The following is a 23,266-nucleotide window of genomic DNA, read 5'->3' on the forward strand; positions in this document are numbered from 1 at the left end:
CATCCTTACATTTCCATCTCGGCCAACAGGCGCTGCATTTCGTCCAGGGCTTCGTCGGCCGAAGGCCCCTGGGGTTTTTCAATCTGCTCGGCGAGCGCGGCGATTGTGGGGTTCTGGAACAGGCTGCGCAGTTCGAGCTTGACGCCAAAACGGCTCTCGACCTGAGTCATCAAACGCATGGCCAACAACGAATGTCCGCCCAGCTCGAAGAAGCTGCTGAACACGCCAACCTGCGGCAACGCCAGCAGGTCCTGCCAGATGCCCGCCAACTGCCGCTCCAGCTCGCTGCGCGGCGCCACTCCCTGGATCGCCACAGGCTGTGGTGCCGGCAAGGCCTTGCGGTCGATCTTTCCATTGGCGTTGAGGGCCAGACGTGGCTGCTCGATGAAGCCAGCCGGGATCATGTAGCCCGGGAGCACGCCTTCCAGATACCGACGCAACGCCGCCTGATCGACCGGGCTCGGTGTCTGCAGCCAGGCAAACAGGCTCTGGCTGCACGGATCGATCATCACCACCGCTTCTTCCACGCCTGGGTAACGGCGCAGCAGCGATTCGATTTCACCGGGCTCGATACGGAAACCGCGCACCTTGACCTGGAAATCGCCGCGACCTACATAGGCCAGCCGCCCGTCGTTGCGGCGGCGTACCAAGTCGCCGGTGCGGTACATGCGGCTACCGGGTTCGCCTGCATAGGGATCCGGCAAATACGCCGCCGCCGTGGTGGCCGGCGCATGCTGATACCCTCGCGTGACGCCGGAGCCGGCGATATACAGCTCACCCGTCGCGCCGAGCGGCACCGGGCGGAACATGTCGTCGAGCACGTAGCAGCGCGTGTTGAGCAACGGCGCGCCGATGTCGGCGACGCCGGACGGCACCTCCTGCAACGCCTGGGTGGTCGACCAGACGGTGGTTTCCGTCGGGCCGTAGGCGTTGATCAGCGCCACGCCACGACTGCGCAGTTCGTTCACCAGCTCACCGGGCACCGCCTCGCCACCGATCAGGCCACGCAGCGGCGGCCAATCGGCCTGGCCGGTTTCCAGCAGGATCTGCCATCCAGCGGGGGTAGCCTGGAATACCGTCGCCCGGCGCAGCAGCGCGAACAGTTGATGCCCGTCGATCACCTGCTCGCGGCGCGCCAGCAGGATGGCCGCGCCGTTGACCAGCGGCAGGAACAGCTCCGGCTTGCACATATCGAACGCGTACGTGGTGCTGGCGAGCCAAACATCCTCGGCGCCAAGCGGCAGCAAGCGATCGAGGCCTGCCAGCAGATTGCTCAGGTTAGCGCGGCTGACCTGCACGCCTTTCGGTGTGCCGGTGGAGCCCGAGGTATAGATCACGTAGGCGCGCTGCTGTGGATCGATCGGCAATGCAAGGTTGGCGTCGCTGCAATTGTCCAGCGCCAACCCGTCGAGCAGGAAGTGGTTGACGCCGCCCAAGGCCCCGGCGCAAAGGCTTTCAGTAAGCACCATGGCCGCACGCGCATGCCGGATGATTAAGCCCAGGCGCTCGCCCGGCTGCTGCGGATCCAGTGGCAGGTACGCCGCACCGGCCTTGTGGACCGCCAACAGGGTTGGCAGCAGCCATGGACCGCGAGTCAGACAGACCGCAACCAGGTCATCCGTGCCGACACCTTGCGCGCGCAGCCACTGGGCCAGGCGATTGCTGATGGCGTTGAGTTGCGCGTAGGTCAGTTGCTGGTCCTGGCAATCCACCGCCAGCGCTTCAGGTGTCAGGACGACCTGCTGTTCGAAACGGGCGATGACGTCCACCACTGGCGTCGAGGATTGCGCCGGACGGTTCCAAGGACGCTGGGCCAAGGCGTGGTCGGCATTGGCCAGGTCGATGTCCCAGAGGCGCGCTTCGGGTTGTTCCAACATGCCTTCAAGCAGGTAGCGGAACTCATCGGCATAACGATGCGCGGTGTGCGCCAGGAACAGGTCGGTGTTGTATTCCAGCACGCATTGCCACTCCTCGCCCTGCTGCTCGATGTGCAGGCCGATGTCCACCAGGGCACTGTCGCTTTCAACGTTGAGTCGCTGTACGGGCAAGCCGGCGAAGTATTGCTCGGTCGTTGCGTTGGCATCGCGTTGGATCAGGTTGAACAACGCCTGGAACAGCGGCGTGTGGCTGAGATCGCGGCGTACTTGCAGGGCTTCCACCAGGCGCTCGAAAGGCACGTCGGTGTGCTGTTGCGCCGCCAGGTGCGTGGTTTGCAACTGCTGCCAGAACTGTTCGACCGATTGTTGCGGATCGAGATGGCTGCGCAGGACCTGAGTGGTGGCGAAATAGCCGATCAGGTTGTCGGTATGAGCCTGATGGCGATGGGCGACCGGCAAGCCAATCCAGATTTCACGTTGGCCCGAGTGCCTGGCCAGCAAGGTTTTCCAGGCGGCCAGCAACGGTGCAAAAGCGGTCAGGCCACGGCGCTGCGCCGTCTCGCGCAGGCGCTTGACCAGCCTAGCCGACAGGTTGAAGCGCAGACGCTGGCCCTTGTAGCCCTGCTCGGCGGGCCGAGGCATGTCGGTCGGCAGGTTCAGCACCGGCGGCTCGCCCGCCAGGGTACGGCGCCAATAGTCAAGTTGCGACTCGATCTGCGCCTGCCCCGCCGGGCTCTGCCAACTGGCCGCGATGTCGGAAAACTGCAACGGCAACGCTGGCAGACAAGCGTCACGCCTTTCCAGCAAAGCCTGGTAGATCACTTGCAGCTCATTGAAGAGAATCTCCAGCGAACGCGCGTCAGCGATGATGTGATGCAAGGTCACCTGCAGCACGCTGCGATCCTGGCCCTGGTACACACGCACCCGCCACAGCGGCGGCGCTGTGAGATCGAATGAATGCTGCGCCTCCTGGCTGAGCTTCTGGGCGAAGCCGCTCGAATGCTCATCGACTTCCAGCGGTTCGAAGCTCAGCGGCACCGCCACAAGGTCTTCGATATGCTGGCGTGCGCCGTCGGCGGTGTCGCTGAACACCGTCCGCAGACTGTGTTGGCGAGCCTCCAGTTGCGCCAGCGCCTGCTCCAGCAAATCGGGTTGTAGGATGCCATCCAGGCGCAGCGCCAAGGACAGGTGGTAGGCCTGGGTATCGCCCTGTAAACGGTCAAGGAACCACAAGCGTTGCTGAGTGAAATGCAACGGCGCCAAGGGTTCTGCGAACGGGCGCAGGATGCGATCAGCCTCGGTGCTTGCCTGGGCCAAAATGGCGGCCAAGTCCCGTAGCACCGGTTGTTCGAACACGCTGCGCAATGGCAGGCGGCGGCCATGCTGTTCGGCGATTTGCGCCACCAGCCGCGCCGCCAACAGCGAGTGTCCGCCCAGGGCAAAGAAGTTATCATCGGCGCCAATGTCGGTGCATTCCAGCAGCTCTTCCCAGAGGCCGGCCAGGGTTTGTTCCCACTCGCTCGACAGCGCGCCCTGCTGGCCGTCACGCTGTTGCGGCGCCGGCAAGGCCTTGCGGTCGACTTTGCCGCTGGGGCTCAACGGCAAGGTGTCGAGGCGAACGAACTGGCCGGGCAACATGTAGTCCGGCAATTGGGCGCCGAGGCTGGCGCGCAGCGTCGTTTCGTCCAGCGCATCGCCAGCGTAGTAGCCCACCAGCCGCGCCGCGTCACCGCTGCCCAGCAGCACCACGGCCGCCTCGCGGACCCCGGGGACGCGGGACAACAGCGCTTCGATTTCCCCCAGTTCGATACGGAAACCCCGCAGCTTGACCTGGAAATCCAGGCGCCCGAGGTAATCCAGGCTACCGTTGCCATTGCGTCGAACCCGGTCGCCGGTGCGGTACATGCGCGCGCCAGCCACGAAAGGGTCCGGCAGGAACGCGGCGGCGGTCAGGCGCGCGGCAGCGAAATAGCCGCGACCCAAGTTGGCCCCCGCGAGGTACAGCTCACCTGGCACGCCGGCAGCCACCGGTTGCAAGTCAGCGTCGAGCACGTATGCGGCGGTGTTCGCCACCGGTTGCCCGATCGGCACCTCGACCGCGCTTTCTTCGCCACCGCGCACTTCGAAGGTGCTGTAGACGGTCGCTTCAGTCGGCCCGTAGCCGTTGATGACCTTGGCACCCCTGCCCTCGATGGCTTCGGCCAACGCGCACGGCAAGGCTTCGCCACCGGAGATGGCACGCACGCCCCGCCAGCTGCGGGAGGTATGCGCCACGAGCATTCGCCAGGTGGCCGGCGTAGCCTGCATGACGGTGGGTCGTCCGTCTATCAGCAACTGATCGATCGCTTGCGGGTCCCGCGCCTGCTCTCGATCGGCCAGCAGGATGCTGGCGCCATGGGCCAAGGGCAGGAGCAACTCGACAATGGCAATGTCAAAGGTCGCGGTGGTCAAGGCCAGGACCCGGTCCCGGGCCGTCATTGGCAGGACCTGCTCGACGGCCAGCATCAGGTTCATCAGGTTGCCACGGCTGATCGCCACCCCTTTGGGCTGGCCGGTGGAACCCGAGGTGTACAGCACGTAGGCGAGTTGACCGGGGTTGCAGTCCACAGGCTTGCGCGTACCGGTCGCACCACTGGCGTCGATGTCCAGCAGCGGCAGGCCGGGGTTCCACTGCGCCAACACGCCGAGGCTCGCGGCGGTGCCCAGGCACAACGTGGGCTGCGCCGCCTGGAGAATGTAGCGGCCGCGTTCCGGCGGCGTGTCCTCGGCCAACGGCACATACGCCGCCCCGGCCTTGAGGACCGCCAGCATGGCCATGGGCAGGCGAGCGTCGCGCGGCAGGCTCAACGCTACGCGGTCTTCGACACCGACACCCTGGACCTGCAACCTCGTTGCGAGTGCCTCGGCGGCTTGGTCCAATTCGGCGTACGTCATTTGTTGATTGCCTGCCACGACGGCAATCGCCTCGGGCTGGCGCGCAACCTGAAGCGCGAAGGCGTCAAGGATGTCTTGCTGACCGGCCAGGGCGCGCCCATCGATCCGCGCCAGGGCCCGTTCAGCGGGCTGCCATGTCAACTCACCCAGCGGCCGCCCGGCCTGTTGGATCACCGCATCGAGCAAGGCCAGGTACTGCTCGGCCATGCCTCGCACCGTCTGCTCGCGGAACAGGTCGCTGCTGTATTGCAAACTCAGGTCAATCCCGTGTTCGCTGTCGCGCACGTCCAGGTGCAGATCGCACAAGGCGCTCTCCGGGCGGTTGTCCAGCGGCTCGGCGATGACGTCAGTGAGTTCGAAACGCTCCAGAGCGTTGCCCGGGAAGTAATTGAACATGACCTGGAACAGCGGGTAGTAGCTCACCTGCCGGACCACTCCCAACTGTTCGATCAAGTAATCGAACGGCAAGTCCTGGTGGGACTGGACCGAAACCGACAATGCCTGCAATTCGCTCATCAGTTGCAGCGGGCTGCGCTCGCCGGAGATTTTCTTGCGGTACACCAATGTGTTGACGAAGCAACCCACCAGCGGCTGCAACGCCGCATGGTGCCGGTTGGCCGCCGGTACACCGACCAGGATGTCGTTTTCTCCGCTGCGACTGCGCAACAGCAGTTGGAAAGCGGTCAGCATCGGGATGAAGTTGCTCCAGCCATGGCGAGCGCTGAAGGTCCTGAGCCGCGCCGCCAGGTCGTCGGGCAAGCGACGCTCGACACGTCCACCGGCCTGGCTCGCCTGGGCGGGACGAGGGAAATCGGCCGCCAGGTCGAGCACCGGCAGCTCGCCGGCCAGTTGCTCGCGCCAGTAGGCCAGCTCTTGCTCGCACGCCTTGCTGCCCATCCACTGGCGTTGCCACACGGCGTAGTCGGCGTATTGCATTGCCGGGGCGGGCCGTGGGGTCGCGACGCCCTTGCGACAATTGCGGTACTGCTCGCAGAGGCCGTCGATGATCAGTTGCAAGGACCAGCCATCGGCAACGATGTGGTGGCAATTCAACGACAGGACAAACGCCTCCGGCGCCAGGCGATACAGCCTGGCGCGCAACAGCGGCGCCGCGTCGAGGGCGAACGGTGTCATGGCGTCCAGGCGTAGCCGTTCGTGCAGCGCGTCTTCGCTCGCCACATCGATGACCGGCAACTCAATTTCGCTGTGCGCCAGGACAACCTGGCTCGGCCCTTGGGCCGCGCCGATGAACCCGGTGCGCAGCACCTCGTGCTGGTCGAGGACCGCTTGCAACGCCGCGTGCAGGTCAGCGACGTACAGCTCGCCAGTCAGGCGCACGGCGCCGGCCAGGTTGTACGCCGGGCTGTCGGGGTCGAGTTGTTGCAGGAACCACAACCGTTGCTGGGCAAACGAGAGCGGCAGCGTTTCCGGGCGCGGCAGCAAGGACGGCGACGGCTTTACCGCGCCAGCCTGGTTCTCCAGCCAATCCGCCATGGCGGTAATGGTCGGACGCTCGAAGACCACGCGCAACGGCAAATCCTTGCCGCTGAGCTTACCGATCAGGCCGATCAATTGGGTCGCCAGCAGCGAATGGCCGCCCAGCTCGAAGAAGTTGTCCTCGACACCCACCTGGTCCAGGCCGAGCACGCTTTGCCAGGCTTGCACCAACTGGCCTTGCAACTCGCTGCTCGGCGCCACATAGCGGGCCTGGCTTTGCGCGGCAAAATCCGGGGAGGGCAACGACTTGCGGTCGATCTTGCCGTTGCCGTTGAGCGGGAAACGCTCCAGGAATACGAATGCGCTCGGGATCATGTAGGCCGGGAGATTGCCCAGTACATGCTCGCGCAACATCTCGATGCTGCAGGCGTCATCGGCCACGACGTAAGCCACCAGTACCTTGGCGCGTTGCTGGTCGTCACGGGCCACGACCACGGCTTCGCGCACACCGGGGTAATGGGTCAGGCATGCCTCGATCTCGTCCAGCTCGATGCGGTGGCCGCGAATCTTGACTTGATGGTCGGTGCGTCCGACGTATTCCAGGTCGCCGTTGGGCAGGAAGCGCGCCAGGTCACCGGTGCGGTACAGGCGCGAACCGTCGTTGGCGATCGGGTCCGGCAGGAACACCGCCGCCGTACGCGCAGGGTCGGCCATGTAACCGCGCCCGACGCCGACACCGGCAACGAAGATCTCCCCGACCGCGCCGACCGGTATCGGCTGCAGATCGGCGTTGAGCAGGTACAAGCGATTGTTCAGCGTGGCGCGGCCGATCGGTACGTTGATGCGCTGTTCCGGCAGGCGCTCGAGCAGCGGATGAAAGGCCACGTCATCGGAGCACTCAGCCGGCCCGTAGGCATTCATCAGCGGGATCGCCGGGTAGCGCTCGAACCAGCGACGCGCCAAGGCCGGCGGCAAGGCCTCGCCCGTGGCAAGCACCCAGCGCAGGGGGGACGTTTCCAATCCAGCGTCCAGCAGGCTTTGCATCAAGGACGGCACCGCTTCGAGGATGCTGATGCCGTGCCGCCCGATGGCCGAGGCCAATGCCTCGGGGTCCTGCACCACGCAGTCGCCGAGGATCACGGTGCGGGCTCCGAGCACCAGGCCGGCGAGGGTCTGCCAGACTGAGATGTCAAAGCACTGCGGCGCGGTCTGGGCAATCACATCGTTCGCATCGAGCCCCAGCCCCGGCAATTTACCGAGAATGTTATTGAGCATGCCCGCCTGCGCCACCATCGCGCCCTTCGGCGTGCCAGTGGAGCCGGAAGTGAAGATGCAGTAGGCCAATGATGTGCCGTGCACCGTGATGTCGAGGTTATCGTCGCTATAGCTGCCCAGCACCGAAGGGTCGTAGCGAACGGCCTTGGGTCGGTGCATGAGCAGGTCGAGGGCCTGCATCGCCAGCTCGCCCTGCCCTGCGCTATGGATCAGCAACGGCGTGCGGCTCTGGCGCAGCACTTGGGCCAGGCGCTGCGCCGGGTTGCGCGGATCGAGCGGCAGCCAACCGGCACCGGCCTTCAGCGTGGCGACAATCATCACCACCAGATCCAGGCCCCGCTCGTCGAACACCGCGATCAGGTCGTCGCTGCCCACACCCTGGGCGCGCAAGTGCCGAGCCAGTCGGTTAGCGGCGCGGTTCAGCTGATCGAACGTCAGGCTTTGCTCGCCATGGACAACGGCGACACGCTCTGGCGTCTGGCGCACCTGCTGCTGGAATCGCTCGATGTATAACGGTTGCAGCAGTTGCTCGTCCGCCGCCAGGCCACCGCCGGCCCAAACCTTATGCTGGCGAGTGACTTCACTTTCATCCAGCATCGCCAGTTCATGCAAGGGCGTGCCGGCGTCTGCGCCGAGGGCATCGCCCATGTTCAACAGCAAGGTGCGGAAATGCCGCAGCATCTGCTCGATTTCTTCGCGCAGGAACCAGTCGGTCTGATAGGTCAACTGCAGGTGCAGGCGCTCGCCCGGCACGATTACCACAGTGACCGGGTAGTTGGTGTGGGTGCGGTTGGCCATGTCGCTGATCAGGTAATCCAACTGGCCCTGGCGCAAGTCGGCGGCAATGGGCGCGTTCTCGAACACGAACAGGCTCTGGAACAAGTCCTGTCGCTGAACGTCGCTCCAGCGCTGGATGTCGGCCAGGGAAACACTTTCGTGTTCGCGCAGGCTCAGGTTTTCGGTCTGCAAGGCTTTCAGCCACGGGCCGAGCTTATCCTCCGGACCACAGCTCCAGCGCAGCGGCAAGCTATTGATGAACAGGCCGACGATGCTTTCCATGCCTTGCAGGTGCACCGGGCGGCCAGCGACGGTGATGCCCATTACCAAGTCGCGATCACCACTGTAGCGCCCGAGCAATAGCGCCCAGGCGCCTTGCACCAGGGTGTTGAGGGTCAGGCCATGCTGCGCCGCGACGTTCTGCAACGCCTGGGTCTGCCCGGGCTCCAGGAGTTCGACACAGTCTTCGACCGGTTCGGCAACACCTTGGATGCGACCGACATGACCAAAGCCAAACTCGTTGGGCGTATCGAAGCCCGCCAGTCGCTGTTGCCAGAAGGCTTGGTGATCTTCCGGTTTCTGGGTTTCCAGCCACCGGATAAAGTCGCGATACGGGCGCGGTGTCGGCAGGCTCAGTCGGCGCCCTTCCCCGGCGGCGCGGTAGCCGTTGAGGAAGTCCATCATGATGATCGAGAAACACCAGGCATCCATGAGGATGTGGTGGTAGCTGCGCACGAACTGGTAGGTGTCGGGCGCCAGTTTGTACAGCCTGACCCGCATCAGTGGCGCCTTGGTGAAGTCCAGGCCTTCGGCACGCTCCGCGCTGAGCAATTGCTCGAGGCGGTCCTGCTGCTCGCCTTCGCTCAGATGCGACCAATCTTCATAGGTGATCGGTAATTCGACCTGCTTGTGCACCACCTGCATCGGGCGTTTCTGCTGCTTCCAGACGAACGATGTGCGCAGCAGTTCATGGCGCTCCACCACCTGCGCCCAGGCCTGGCGGAAGGCCGCGAGGTCCAGGTCCGGCATGACCATGACATGGCGATATTGGAGCAGATACATGCCCTTGCCAGGGTGCATCAGGCTGTGAAACAGCAGTCCTTGCTGCATGGGAGCCAGCGGGTAAATAGCTTCGATATTGCGCGAAACAGCTTTGACCTTGTCGTTCATGCTGACGGTATCCGAACCTGTAATTGGGGGGCGCAGGGGGTTCATTGCTCAAGTTGTTCGAGCAACCCCAAAAATTCATCGTCGGACAGGCCCGAGTCGGCGAAATCCGAAGCCGTGGCGCGGCCCGCCGCAGGGGCCTGACAGTGATCCAGCAAGGTGCTGAGTCGCTGCTGGAATTGCCGCGCCAGTTCGTTCACCAACACCTGATCGTGGACCTGCGGCGCATAACGCCATTCGACGTGTAGCTGGCCTTCATTGACGAGCGCCGTCACGTCCAGCCAATGGGTGCGGCAGGTGCTGTCGGCGCGCATGCCGGGGCACATCGGCCGCGCCAGGCGCCAGAGGCTCGATGCGCCGATCCACTGATCGACACGCCCCAGGTAGTTGAACGTCAGCAGCGTGACGGCACCCAGGCCGTGGGCCGGATCCTGGCGCAGCAGGCCGTAGCCGATGCCTTGTTCGGGGACGCGGCGCAGGGCTTCCTTGGCCGCGATGATCGAGGATTCCAAATCCCAGGAAGTATCGATGGCCAGCGGATATCGGCTGGTGTGCCAACCGATGGAGCGCGACAGCTCGGGGCCTTGCTCCCAGCCACTACGACCGTGGCTTTCCAGCTCCAGGGTGACGCGCTCGCGCCCCTGCCATTGGCCGATGACACCGGCCAACGCGGCCACCAGCAGATCCTGGACCTGAGTGCTGTAGGCCGAGTGACAATCGCCCAACAGCAATTGTGTTTGCTCGACCGACAGTTGCATGTTTAGTGTCCGGCTTTCGCCGTATGTATTGGGCTGTTGAGGAGCGCTATGTTCGGCGGCTACCTGCTCATGCCAGTAGCCAACCTGGGCCAGGACGGCGGGCTCGCGGCGATACTGCTGCAAGGCCTCGCTCCATGCGTGGAAACCCGCCGACACGGCAGGCAACGCCGCGTTCGGTTGCAAGTAGAGGCTTTCCAATTCCTCCAGCAGCACTTGCCAGGACACGGCATCGATCACCAAGTGATGCGCCGTGCATAGCAGCTCACGGCTCTGGGAGAAATACACCCAGCGGATCAAAGGCGCCTTGCCCAAATCAAAGCCTTGTTGCCAGCGCTGCAACAGCGCTTCGTCCAAGGGTTGGTCTTCGATGTGGAACAACCCGTCGAGCTGGCCCGAGGAAAACGCCTGGTAGCGTTGTTGCCAACCCTGCTCCGACGTTTCAAATATCAGGCGCAAGCTGGCATGACGTTGTAACAGTGCGCCAACAGCCTGGATGAACCGCGCCTGTTCCAATGGTGCGTTCAATGCCAGAAGCAAGGATTGGTTCCAATGCTCGGGCTCGGTTTGCTCCTGGGCGAAAAACCATTGCTGGATCGGCGTCAGGGCGAACGCTGTGACAGGTTCGAGCACGGCCGGCGTAGCGCCCGTCTCCACCGCGCCAAGATCAACCACCTGCTCGGCCCAACCGCGCACGGTTGGGAACTCGAAAATCTGCTTGGGCTTGAGCTGCAGCCCGTGCTGCTTGGCCCGGGCGATGATCTGCAAGCTCAGGATCGAGTCTCCCCCGACACTGAAGAAATTGTCATCGACCCTCAGGTCGGGGTTATTGAGAATCTCACGAGCGATATCGAGCAGACGCTGTTCGAGGTTGCGCTGTGGCGTCTGCACCACTCGGGCCAAGGCGCGTACGCTCTGTTCGGCAAACAACTGCTTGGGCGTCATCAGGATATGTTGCTGGCGGGCCAAGGCAATGATCTGCAGGCCGAGGATCGAATCGCCGCCCAAAGCGAAGAAGTTGTCATCGGGGCCGAGGTCGGGGTTGCCGAGCAGCCCGCGCCAAATATCCAGCAACGCGCTTTCAACCGCATTCAGAGGTTCCTCGATGGGAGACGTCGTCTGCGCGGTGGCCGGCGCTTGCCCGGCCAAATGCTGCAATGCCTTGCGATCGACTTTTCCGTTGGGCAACAAGGCAAACCCATCGAGGCAATGCCACTGGGACGGTTGCATATAGTCCGGCAGTTGCGCTTGCAGGGCGGCCTGAATATCAGGCAACGCGGCCAATGGTGCGACCAGGAACGCCACCAAGCGGTTGCCCGTCAGGGGCGATGGGTTGTTCAGCACCTGTACGTCGCCGACCTGCGGCATCGCCCGCAGCCGTGCCGCAACCTCTGCCGGCTCGACCCGATACCCGCGGATCTTGACCTGCTCATCGAGCCGACCGAGAAACTCCATCTGCCCCCGATGATTGAGCCGCACCCGGTCACCGGTGCGATAGCCATGGGCACCGAAGCGGGCGTGGTCTGAATCGTTGGCGCTGAGGTAACCCAGCGCAACCGTTTTGCCCTGCACGCAAAGTTCGCCGCTGACACCGATCGGCAACAGACGGCCCTCGGGCGAACGCACGCTGACCTGGACATTGGGCAGCGGTCGTCCCAGCGGTGCCGCGCCATCGATATCGACCTCATGAGTCAACACCCCGACGGTGGTTTCACTGGGGCCGTAGTGGTTGACGATACGCAGGTCCGGCATCAATGCCCGCAAGCGCGAAACCAGCTCATGGCCCAGGGCTTCGCCACCGGTGACCAGGCATCGGCGCGGCAATAGGCGCTGGGGATCGTTGGCGACCAGCAAGGCGTTGAGGTGTGAAGGCACAATTTTAAGCAGGTCCACGGGATCGCGCTCAAGCACGGCCGCCAGCTCCTCGGCGTCGAATGACAGTTCCTCAGCCAACAGCCGCAGGCGACGGCCGCTGAGCAACGCACCGAACAAGGCCGTGTGCCCCAAGTCGGTGGCGCAGCTGGCGAGACTTGCCAGACTGGCATCGGCGGACAGATCCAGGCGTTCCAGGCACCCGACCACGTAATGGATCAGGTTGCCCTGGCTGACCATCACCCCCTTCGGCCGTCCCGTGGAGCCGGAGGTGTAGACGACGTAGGCCGACCTTTCAGCGGGCAAGGACGCGCGCAACGGCGATTCACCCGACAACGCCTCAGGTGGCAACGACAGCCACCGCACCGTTTCAGGCAGCCACTCGGGACGCTGGCCCTCGCCGACCCAGACCTTGGGCGTGCCATCCTGGCAGATGTCCTGCAAACGCGACTGCGGCCACTGCGGATCGAGGGCCAGGTAGGTGGCGCCGCACTGCCAGGCGGCGAGCATGTGCATCACCAGCTCGCGGCTGCGGGGCAAGCATAAGGCGATGCGTGCGCCCTCCAGATTCGCGCCTGCTTGCAAGCGCTCGCCACGGGCGACCACTGCACGGCCCAATTCGGCATAGCTGAGCGTGCCCTTTTCGTCTTGCAGGGCAATCGACTCGGGCTTTCGAACGCACTGCTGGACGAACGCCTGCCAGGCGTTGCTGACCGGGACCGGCAGGTCCTCGCCACAGAGCAAGGATTGCTGCGCCGGTGCCAGCCAGTCGAGCTGGGCAAACGGTACGTCCGGCTGTTCGATGACCGCGTGGACCAACGCAACGAACTGGTCGCAAAACCGTTGGACTGTTTCGTGGCGGTACAAGGCCTTGCTGTAACGCCACCGACACAGGAAGCCGTCTTCCTCGTCGATCATGACCATGTTCAGCTCATGGGCCGCGCCACGCTGCTCCGACAGCAGACGGTCGACGTACTGCTCGAACGGCGCGATGCGCTCCTTGTTGAGGGTGAACATGTGCTGAAACAGCGGCGCCCTGCCCATCTGGCGAGGCAGATCCAACTGTTTGACGAGGCGCGAGAACGGATAATGACGGTGCTGCAAGGTTTGTTTGACGTTGGCGTCCACCTGCCTGGCCCAATCGCCGCCGGACAGCTCGCGCTGCAAACGACAGCGGACCGGCAACGGGTTGACCAGGTAGCCCGGCAGATTGACGTGCTCGCGGCGCAGGCGCCAACCGCTGGGAGTGCCCAGCACAAAGTCATCCTGGCCGGACAGCACGCCGAGAAACTGCTGGAACAAAGAGAACCAACAGATATAAGGCGTCACGCCCCATTGACGGGCCACGGCACGAATTCTGGCCGTGGTGGCCCGGTCGAAACGAAACGACAGCTCCCCGCCTTGGAATGCCTGATTGCTGCCGTAGTGAAAATCGGTCGGTAGCTCCAGTGCCGGGGCGCCTTCCAATTGCGCCTGCCACCAGGCCAGTTCCATCGGTTCGGCGGCTTCGCTGCGTATGTGCAATTCGCTGCAATAGTCGCGATAGGCATCTGGATTCACAGCGGGCAATGCTTGCTCGTTGATCAGCGCGAACAGTTCATTGAGCACGATGTAGAACGTGGCCAGGTCAGCGGCGATGTGATGAATTACCAGCAGCACGGTGTGCTCGACATCACCGGCGTGAACGTTGCTCAACAGGACGACCCGACTGACGTCGCCGGCTTCCAGGTCGAAAGGCTTATCGGCCCACTCGGTGACGCGCTGCTGCAACGCCTGCCTGTCGGCCGCCTGCAGCGCGATGCGCTCCAGCGGCCGGACTCGCTCGCGGTCGCTCCACTGCAACAGGTCGCCATTGCGCTCGGCATAGGCGGTGCACAGCATGGGATAGCGTCGCTGCACCGTTTCCCAGGCGTCTTGCAGGCGTCGGGGCAAGTCGTCGGTGACGAACTGCGCCTTGATGCGCCCTGCGTAAGCGATGTTATAGGCGCAGCTGTCCGGCTCCAGTCGTTGCAAGAACCAGAGCGCCTGCTCGTTATCCGTCAGCGGGCGCGCTTCAAAATAATCGGGGTGCCGGGCCAGCCATTGCAGCACGTCGGCGCCGTGCGCCGTCAGTTCGCTTGCCAGTTCATCGTCCAACGCCCTAGGTGATCCGGGGGTGATGACCAATTGGCCTTCGACTTTCGATAGGCGAATCCCACGCAGCCAGCAGCGATGCATCAAGCGATCGAGCATTCGATGTCCTTCATTTTGCTTGTTCTGAATGAGCCGCCCCATGTGACGGCTGTCTGCAAGAGCGTCTAGCTCAGTTCGCGGAAGCAGGCTCGGCCATGGCGACCACGACCTTTCGCGCGCCCTGGAATGTCGAACGGCCATGGGCCACCAGCATGTTGTCGAGCATCAGCACGTCACCGGCTTGCCAGGGAAAGCTCACCTGGCAGCGCTGCAATACGGCACGGACATGCTCCAGGGCATCAAGCTCGATAGGCGAGCCATCACCGTAGAAAACGTTACGTGGCACGCCCTCTTCACCGACGATGGAAATCAGCGTCTCGCGCACGGGTGCGGCGAGATTGGAGATATGGAACAGATGCGCCTGGTTGAACCACACCCACTCCCCAGTCACCGGGTGCTGGGCCACGGCCTGGCAGATCTGGCGGGTGGACAGCTCGCCGTCCTCTTTCCATTGGAACTGGATCTGGTTGGCGCGGCAGAAATGTTCGACTTGTGAACGGTCTTCCGTGCTGAACGCCTGTTGCCAGGGCAAGTCGAGGCCGTTGCCATAGTTGCGCACGTACATCAGGCGCTTCTCGGCGAAACGCTGACGTATGGCGGGGTCGAGTTGCTGGTAGACCTTGCGGCTGTCGGCAATGGGGGTTTCACCGCCCACCGCAGAGGCCTGCATGCAGTGGAACCAGATTTTCATTGGCCAGTTAAGCGAGTAGGACTGCTCGTTGTGTAGAGGGATCACTTGGTGGGCCGGGTACTCGGTCGACGTGTAGACCCGGTTGTTGAGCTTGGTGCGCGGCGTTGAGGCGTAGTCGTAGGTCAGCAGTTCATGACCAAAACCGCGGGCGAATGCTTCAAAGTCCGCTTCGCCATTGAACACAAAGCCACGAAACAGGATGCCGCCCGCTCGCGGTAACTGCGCCTCGACTGCTTGCAGGATCTGCGCCCGGCTGTCCTGCCACGCAGCCCCCGCGCCCGGCGCGTGGAAGATAAATGGCAAGGTCTGTTCGTCGCCCGGTACGCCTTCCATGGGTTGAACCTGTGCACGCGCCAAACCAGTTTCCATTTGTGATCCCTCGCCATTCCGATGAGCGTGATTTTTCGAGAGCACAAACTATTACAAACGAGTAACAACTGCAATAGAGAATCATTGTCATTAATGACGTTTGTATGACAATCGACACAAATCATTTGGCCTGAAGCATGCTCTCCCGCTCAGCGATATGAGACATCAACAGGTAGGCGGAACCCAGCAAGCCCTGCATCGTATCGGCATAGCGGCTGCGGTTCAGGTACAGAAACTGGCGGTTCTTCACCGCAAACAGGTTCTGCCATTGCGGCGACTGGCGAAACGCAGCCGTGCTCGCTTCCGAATCGAGCAGTTCTTCGTATGTGTCGATAATGAAATCACTGTCGAAGTCGCCGATTCGCTCCAGGCTGTAGGGCACGTTCTGGCGCGCTTCGCGATAGGCGGCGACACGGCCCAGGCCGAAATCCTTGATGACGTCATCCATCCCGCCACGGCCGATCAACTGGAAACCATCGGTATAGACCTCGAGCGTCGTGACCGTGATCCGCGAAGGGTCCTTGACCCGCTTCTTGAACTCGCTGACGACCCATTCGTATTCATGGAGCATTTCTTCGTAACGCTGCTGCTTGCCGACCAGCTCGGCGAGCTGCCTGGCGTAGGTCTTGATGTCGCTTTCCCGGGAGGGCAGCAGCACGACCGGTGCGATTTTGCTGAGCTTTTCCTTTAGGTCCGCGTGATAAGACAGGCCGACAATCAGGTCAGGCTTCAGGGCGGCGATGGCTTCCAGGTCAGGAGATTGGTGCGAGCCGATGTATTGAATGCCCGTCACGTCGAAGCGCTCCTGGGCGCCGCGAAACAGCACGTCCGAAAACAGCTTCTTCCTGCCTGTCGATCCGCAGGGCTTGATACCCAATTCGAGCAACTGATCGGTCAGGCTGAAATCGTGCAGGGAGACAATGCAGTGGGGTGAAACAGGCACCTCGACACGACCGAAACTGTTCTCGAACACTTTGGTTTCGGCAGCGCCAGCGTGCATCGACATCAATGCAAACGGCACGCACAGCATGCCAAACAACCTCTTGAACACTTCTCTCATCCCTACCCGCACGCGTTTGCCTCCGATAATTTCAAGATAAGCGCCGCTGTGTTTTCAGCGACTGCGTTGACGCGCCAACAATATGATCAGATAAGGCGCGCCGATAATTGCAACCACCAGCCCCGCCGGTAATTGCAGCGGTGGGAACAGCCACCTGCCCAGTGTATCCCCCGCCAGTACCAGCAATGCCCCCATCAACGCCGACAAAGGCATCAGCGCACCGTGGCGATCGCCTGCCAGTTGGCGCGCCAGGTGCGGCGCCACCAGCCCGACGAAAGTCATGGTACCGACGTTCGCCACGGCGGCCGCTGTCAGCATGACACTGCACAGCAATAGGAAAGCCATGACACCCGTGACGTTCAGGCCCCGGCTCAGCGCGACTTTTTCGCCCAACTGCAACAGGTTCAATTGACGGTGAAAAAACAGCAAGGGAACCCCCGCGAGCAACAGCCAGGTGCCGAGGCTGTGAACCTGCGGCCAACCGGCCCGGTGCAAGCTGCCGCCCAGCCACATCAGGGCCGACTCGACCTGGTCGATGTTGCCGTAGGTGATCAGTAAATCGGCTACTGCACTGAGCATCGCGGTGAGCCCAACGCCGACAAGGATCAACCGCAGCGGCGAAATCCCCTGGCGCCACGACAGCAGCGCGACGAAGAATGCCACGGCCAACCCGCCCGCCAGTGCCGCCAATGGATAGAGCTCAAGGGGCAACAGCGTGGGCCAGAGCACAATGATCAGCAGCATCGTCACACTGGCGCCCGACTCCACGCCCACCAGGCCCGGCGCCGCCAGCGGATTGCGCGTCAACGACTGCATCAACAGGCCGGCCAGCGACATGGCCATGCCGGCGAGGATCGCCAGGGCCACACGTGGCAGTCGCAATTCCCAAAGCAGATTGCGCGTCGTCGAGTCGACCTGTTCAGGCGCCCACAGCGCTTGCCAGGCCTGGACAACCCCCAACGAATAACTGCCGACAGTCAACGCGTACAACGATAAGGCTACCAATGCGAACATCAGGGCCAGCACCGAAATCACGTCGATGGGCCGGGCCACCCAAGGCAGTAATGGCAGTGCCCTGGGCAAGATCAGCCCAACGCGCGTCATTTGACTTTCCTCAACACCAACGCGACGAAAATCGGCCCGCCGATCAGTGCCGTGACAATCCCGGTGTTCAGCTCAAAGGGGCGCACAACGGTTCGTGCGGCAATGTCCGCCAGGATCAGCAGCAACGCGCCGAGCAGCGGCGCGGCCAGCAATAGCCGTCGATAATCATCGCCAAACAACAGCCGCGCCGCATGGGGCACCACCAACCCGACAAAACCGATCGGTCCCGCCAGCGCCACGGCGCATCCTGACAGCAGCACCACGGAAGCCAGCCCGAACAGGCGCATTTTCAACAAGTTGACGCCCATGCCGGCCGCAGCCTGCGGACCGAGCCGATGGGCGTTCAAGGCCCGGACATTGACCAGGCACAAGACCATGCCCAACACCACATAAGGCCAGACCCATGCCTGCATCGAGCCTCCGGTCACGCCGATCGACCCGGTGAGCCAGCGGCGAAGGCTGTCGAGCCCCTGCTGGTCGAGCAACAGCAGGATTGACGTGATGGCGCTGAACAACGCCGCGATCATCGCGCCGGACAAGGTCAGTCGAATCGGGTTATGGCCCCTGCCCGCCAGCAGCAGGACACCAATGGCTGCCACCAGGGCACCGCTGAAAGCAAACAATGGGATCATCGACAGGTCGTGGCCGGGCAGCACCAACAAGCCGAACACCACGAACAATGCCGCGCCGCTGTTGATGCCGAGAATGCCGGGGTCGGCCAGGGGGTTGTCACCTACCGCCTGCATGATCACTCCCGCCAGGCCAAGGCTGGCGCCCACCAGCATGGCAACCAGCAAGCGTGGCAGGCGGCTGCCACGGATGACGCTCTGATCGGCGTTGTCCGGCGCATACGCCACCAGTGCCTGCCAGGCCTCGTTCCAAGGGATGCTCTTGGCGCCAACCGCCAGGTGCAGCAGCGCGGCCAAGGCGATGGCGACCAGCAGGCCCAGCCACACCGGTATTCGCAAACCGTGACTCACATCGCCTCCCGCACAGCCGATGGCTGGCTACGGGTGGTTTGCGGAACGCACAGCGGGTCGCCCGAATAAGGGTCGGTGATGATGTGCGCGTCCAGGTCGAAGACCGCCTTGAGATTCTCACGGGTAAAGACTTCAGCGGGCGCACCTTGGGCCAGCAAGCGGCCTTCACGCATCATCACCAGGTGATCGGCATAACGCGCGGCCTGGTTGAGATCGTGAAGCACGGCGACGACGGTCTTGCCTTGCTCGCGCAGGTCCACCAGCAGTTCGAGCAAGGTGATCTGATGAGCGATATCGAGAAACGTCGTGGGCTCGTCCAACAGGATCACTGGGGTGTCCTGGGCCAAGGTCATGGCAATCCAGCAGCGCTGCAGTTGTCCACCCGACAGGGTGGCCAACGAGCGATCGAGCAACGGTGCGATGCCCGCCAGTTCGATGGCACGGTCGATTGCCTGCTGATCCTGTTCGGACCATTGCCGCCACCAGCTCTGCCAGGGGAAACGTCCCTGCATCACAAGCTCTCGCACGCTCATGCCGGCCGGTGACGTAGTGCGCTGGGGCAACAACGCCATGCGCTGCGCCAGCGCCCGGCGCGAATACTGCCCCAGAGCCTTGCCGGACAGGTGCACCTCACCCGCGCTTGGGCGCAGCATATGTGCCAGCACATTCAAGAGTGTGGTCTTGCCACAGCCGTTGGCCCCGATCAACGCCGTGAAGCAGCCTTCGGGAATGTCCAGGCTGACACCGTTGAGAATCTGTTGCTCGCCATAGCTCAGCCGCACATTGCTGGCTTTCAGCATGACCGTCCCTCCACCGCCCAAGAGGGCCTGATCGAATCGTCCATCGTACAGATCCCGCGCATTCGTTTCCCGGTAACAACGCCGGAAAACCCACCGCAGGCTAAAAAGTGCGGCACAGAATATGTCGAAACTAAAATAAATTCCCTACAAGCCTGACAATATTAATGCAAACCCTTATCATTCACAGTCAGATTATGGCCAGTAGACACTAACTTCGCTCGCCTGCCCTGCCGCCGGACCGGGACGATAGGCTTGCGAAGATCAATAACAATCCTCAAGGACTTCCTCGATGCTCGTAAGAAAAACAACAGTTGGCACCGAAAAACGTTACGTCTCGCGTCATCCAGCGTTTCACTTGAGCACTCTGGCCCTGGCTTTGGGGAGCATCTTTTCAGCACAGGCGATCGCCGCACAAGAAGAGGCTGCAGCCAACGCTCCTCTTCAACTCGGCGAAATCAACATCAATGCCGCCGCCGTGGAAAACCCCACGGCGCCGCTGGCCGGCAAAGTCGCGCTGCGCAACGGCAGTGCCACCAAGTCCAACGCGGCCATCACTGAAACGCCGCAATCGGTGTCCGTGGTCACCGCCGATGAAATGCGCGATCGCAAGTCCGACACCATGGCGGACGCCCTCAGCTACACCCCGGGCTTCACCAGCCAACCGAGCAGCTTCAACCGCACGGCAGATCGGTTCCGCATGCGCGGCTTCGACGTCGAATCCGCCACGGGTGGCTCCCTGCGCGACGGCATGCGTTTGCAGTACAACTCCTACGATGGCGTCCAGGAACCCTATGGCCTGGAACGCGTGGAAGTCGTCCGTGGCGCGGCTTCGGTGCTCTACGGCCAACTGTCGCCTGGCGGCTTCGTCAACGGTGTCAGCAAGCGTCCGACCGAAACCCCATTGCATGAGCTGGGGCTGCAATACGGCAACCATGATCGCAAGCAACTGACCGCCGATTTCAGCGGCCCGCTCGGTGACAGCGATGTCCTCAGCTACCGCCTGACCATGCTCAAGCGTGACAGCGACACCCAACAGGACTACATCAACGACGACAAGCTCTACATTGCCCCGGCCCTCACCTGGCGCCCCGATGAAGACACCTCGCTGACCCTGCTCTCGTTTTATCAAAAGAGCGACACGCGCTTCTCCGCCCCGCTGCCCTATCAATTGGTCAAGGGCGTGGGCAACGGGCCGGTCAAGATCGGCCGACACGATTTCATCGGCGAACCCGACTACGATGATATGAATGGCGAGATGTCCGCCATCGGCTACGAATTCGAACACCGGTTCGATGAACACACCCGTATCAGCAACAAGTTGCGTTACTACGAAGCGGATGTGAAGTGGAAATACATGCAGGCACAGACCAGCGCGGCGGCCATCAACGGAGCGGCCAATACCGGCGTCCTTCGTCGCCAGTACAGTGATCGGCGCGAGCGTTCCCGGGCGCTGGCCAGCGACACCAACATCGAGACGCGTTGGAACATTGGCGGGATTGAAAACACCTTCCTGGTGGGTGCCGATACCTACGATGCCTCATATGATTCGCATAACTTCCGAGACAGCCGCCCGTTCCCGGGAAGCCCGTCTATTAATATTGGCGACTACAACTACGGACAGCCGGTGATAGTGGACAAGAGCCGGAGCCGCGACCGCGGTTCACAGATCGATACCTTCCAGACAGGTATCTACCTGCAAGACCAGATCAAGTTCGACGATCATTGGCTATTGCTGCTCGGTGGTCGCCACGATTGGGCAGATCAGGATCAGGAAGGCTTCGCCACCGGCGAGAAGCTGAGCCAGGACGACGAATCCACCACTTGGCGCGCGGGCCTGGTGTACCAGGCCGATAACGGCCTGGCTCCTTATATCAGCTACAGCGAATCGTTCTTCCCGGTCGCAGTGGCTGAAGCAACGGACCAGACCTTCGATCCTACCGAAGGCAAGCAGTACGAAGTCGGCATCCGCTACCAACCCCCTGGCAGCAATATATTGCTCAGCGCAGCGGTCTATGAGTTAACACAGGAAAATGTCGTGAAACGCGACCAGGCTGGCGGCAATCCCCAGCAGATTGGCGAACAGCGTTCTCGAGGTTTGGAATTGGAAGCCAAGGCAGACGTCACACCTCAACTGACGGTTATCGCGTCGTACGCCTACACCGATGCGCGTATTACCAAAAGCCAGATTCAAAGCGAAGTAGGCCAACGCAGCGAGGACACGCCTTACCATCAGGCCGCCTTGTGGGCTGATTACAACTTCGCCCTCTTCGGCGTCCCACAGCTGAAAGTCGGCGGCGGCGCGCGCTACAAGGGAACCACCCAGGCGTCCGGCATCGATTCGCAAATGCCGGCCTACACGCTGTTCGATGCCATGGCGAGCTACCAGATCGACAAGAACTGGGACATATCCCTTAACGCCAACAACGTGACGAATAAAAAATACGTCTATTGTGAAGCGTCCACTTGCCGCTACGGCGACGAGCGTGAATTGGTGACCTCCGTCAACTTCCGCTGGTAAAACCTCTGGCTCGGTCGGCGCCGACAGGCGTCGACCGGACTCATTTCACACCGTACAAACACCTCTCTGCGCCCGTTCGAATTCCCTTCATCGCCCCCATCCTTCTGAATCCTCTTTTGACCTTGACGCATCGGATGACGATCGTCATATTACGATCATCATAAGCCAGACAAAAACCGGCCAAGGGGATTGATTCATGGAAACTGGGAATGCATCAGCGATTGCAGACGCGCAGCCACTCGCATCGAGCCCAGCCCTGACCGGCCGAATCGTCGCACTGCTCGCCGGCCTCGCGGCCATCGGCATGCTCTCCACCAATATCATCCTCCCTGCGTTCCCGGTGATCGGTGATGATCTCGGCGTGACCGCCCGCGAACTGGGCCTGACGCTCTCCAGTTACTTCGTCACCTTTGCCCTGGGTCAGTTGGTGGTCGGGCCGTTGGCTGACCGTTATGGACGGCAGAAACTGGTGCTGGGCGGACTCTCGGTGTTCATAGTCGGCACCGTCATCGGCGGCCTCGCCACCACCCTTGAGGTACTGATTGCCGGCCGCGTCGTTCAAGCACTGGGCGTGTGCGCGGCCTCGGTGCTGTCGCGGGCCATCGCACGGGATCTGTTCGAAGGCGAGACACTGGCCCGCGCCCTGTCATTGACGATGGTCGCCACGGCCGCTGCGCCAGGTTTCTCACCCTTGGCGGGCAGCGTGCTGTCCGTCACGCTCGGATGGCGCGCCATCTTCATCCTGGTGGGATTGGCCGCCGTGGTGCTGGCGTTCTTCTATGTACGCGATCTTGGCGAAACCCATCCCGCCGACCGCCGGGCGCCGCACTCTACCGGCAGTGTGGTGCGCGCTTACGCCAGGCTGATGGTGGACAAGCGTTTCATCCTCCCTGCCCTGTCGATGAGCCTGTTGCTCAGCGGTCTGTTCGCGTCATTCGCCGCTGCCCCGGCCATTCTCATGAAAGGCATCGGCCTGACGTCCCTGCAGGCCGGCCTGTATTTCGCATCAACGGTGTTTGTGGTGTTCGCCGCCGGCCTGGCCGCTCCTCGCCTGGCCCGACGTTTTGGCCCAGGTAACACCGCCCTGCTGGGCATTGCCTGCGCCATGATCGGCGGTGGTTTGCTCATCGTGGGGCCGGCCAGCCCGGGGCTTGGCTGGTATGCGGTGTCGATGGTGACGTTCCTGTGGGGCATGGGCCTGGCGAACCCCTTGGGCACGGCGATCACCATGGGACCTTTCGGCAAAGAGGCCGGGATGGCCTCGGCGCTGCTGGGTTTTCTCTCCATGGGTGCGGCAGCGTTGACCACCTGGCTCGCCGCCGTGCTGAGCTTTTCACCCATCGCCACACTGGGCGCGATACAGGCGTTGACCTGCCTGGTCGCGCTGGTGCTGTTCCGCTTGCGCCGCTGACGCGGCG

Annotated in this window: 9 protein-coding genes; 2 read left to right on the forward strand and 7 right to left on the reverse strand. The window is 62.7% G+C overall.

What is annotated here, in order from left to right; genetic code table 11:
- Positions 1–5: 5 nt before the first annotated feature.
- The 7 genes from M1D68_RS13845 to M1D68_RS13875 all read right to left on the reverse strand — a co-directional run bounded on the left by M1D68_RS13845 (position 6) and on the right by M1D68_RS13875 (position 19,330).
- Complete coding sequence (locus tag M1D68_RS13845) at positions 6–9,470, reverse strand: amino acid adenylation domain-containing protein (RefSeq protein ID WP_457967147.1); 9,465 nt, start codon at positions 9,468–9,470, stop codon at positions 6–8.
- Positions 9,471–9,511: 41 nt separating this feature from the next.
- Entirely contained in the window at positions 9,512–14,326 is a 4,815-nt protein-coding gene (locus M1D68_RS13850) for an amino acid adenylation domain-containing protein (RefSeq protein WP_457967149.1), read from the reverse strand.
- A 70-nt stretch (positions 14,327–14,396) separates the two neighbouring features.
- A complete protein-coding gene (locus M1D68_RS13855; RefSeq protein WP_434564112.1) occupies positions 14,397–15,350 on the reverse strand; it encodes a TauD/TfdA family dioxygenase in 954 nt (317 codons plus the stop codon).
- Positions 15,351–15,507: 157 nt separating this feature from the next.
- Positions 15,508–16,437, reverse strand: a complete 930-nt coding sequence (locus M1D68_RS13860; RefSeq protein WP_434559177.1) for an iron-siderophore ABC transporter substrate-binding protein — start codon at positions 16,435–16,437, stop codon at positions 15,508–15,510.
- A 63-nt stretch (positions 16,438–16,500) separates the two neighbouring features.
- Complete coding sequence (locus M1D68_RS13865; protein WP_457967151.1) at positions 16,501–17,550, reverse strand: FecCD family ABC transporter permease; 1,050 nt, start codon at positions 17,548–17,550, stop codon at positions 16,501–16,503.
- Complete coding sequence (locus M1D68_RS13870) at positions 17,547–18,530, reverse strand: FecCD family ABC transporter permease (RefSeq protein WP_420763716.1); 984 nt, start codon at positions 18,528–18,530, stop codon at positions 17,547–17,549. Before M1D68_RS13870 ends, M1D68_RS13865 begins: the two co-directional genes overlap by 4 nt.
- A complete protein-coding gene (locus tag M1D68_RS13875; RefSeq protein WP_420763715.1) occupies positions 18,527–19,330 on the reverse strand; it encodes an ABC transporter ATP-binding protein in 804 nt (267 codons plus the stop codon). Before M1D68_RS13875 ends, M1D68_RS13870 begins: the two co-directional genes overlap by 4 nt.
- A gap of 289 nt (positions 19,331–19,619) precedes the next feature.
- On the opposite strand from M1D68_RS13875, the gene M1D68_RS13880 reads away from it, so the two are divergent.
- On the forward strand, positions 19,620–21,848 hold the full coding sequence (locus M1D68_RS13880) for a TonB-dependent siderophore receptor (protein WP_457967154.1): 2,229 nt from the start codon (positions 19,620–19,622) through the stop codon (positions 21,846–21,848).
- 196 nt (positions 21,849–22,044) lie between these two features.
- Positions 22,045–23,259 carry a multidrug effflux MFS transporter gene (locus M1D68_RS13885; protein WP_457967156.1) on the forward strand — a complete coding sequence of 405 codons (1,215 nt, stop codon included), beginning with the start codon at positions 22,045–22,047 and terminating at the stop codon, positions 23,257–23,259.
- The last annotated feature ends 7 nt before the right edge of the window (positions 23,260–23,266 follow it).

This window comes from Pseudomonas sp. R4-84, from assembly GCF_054130985.1.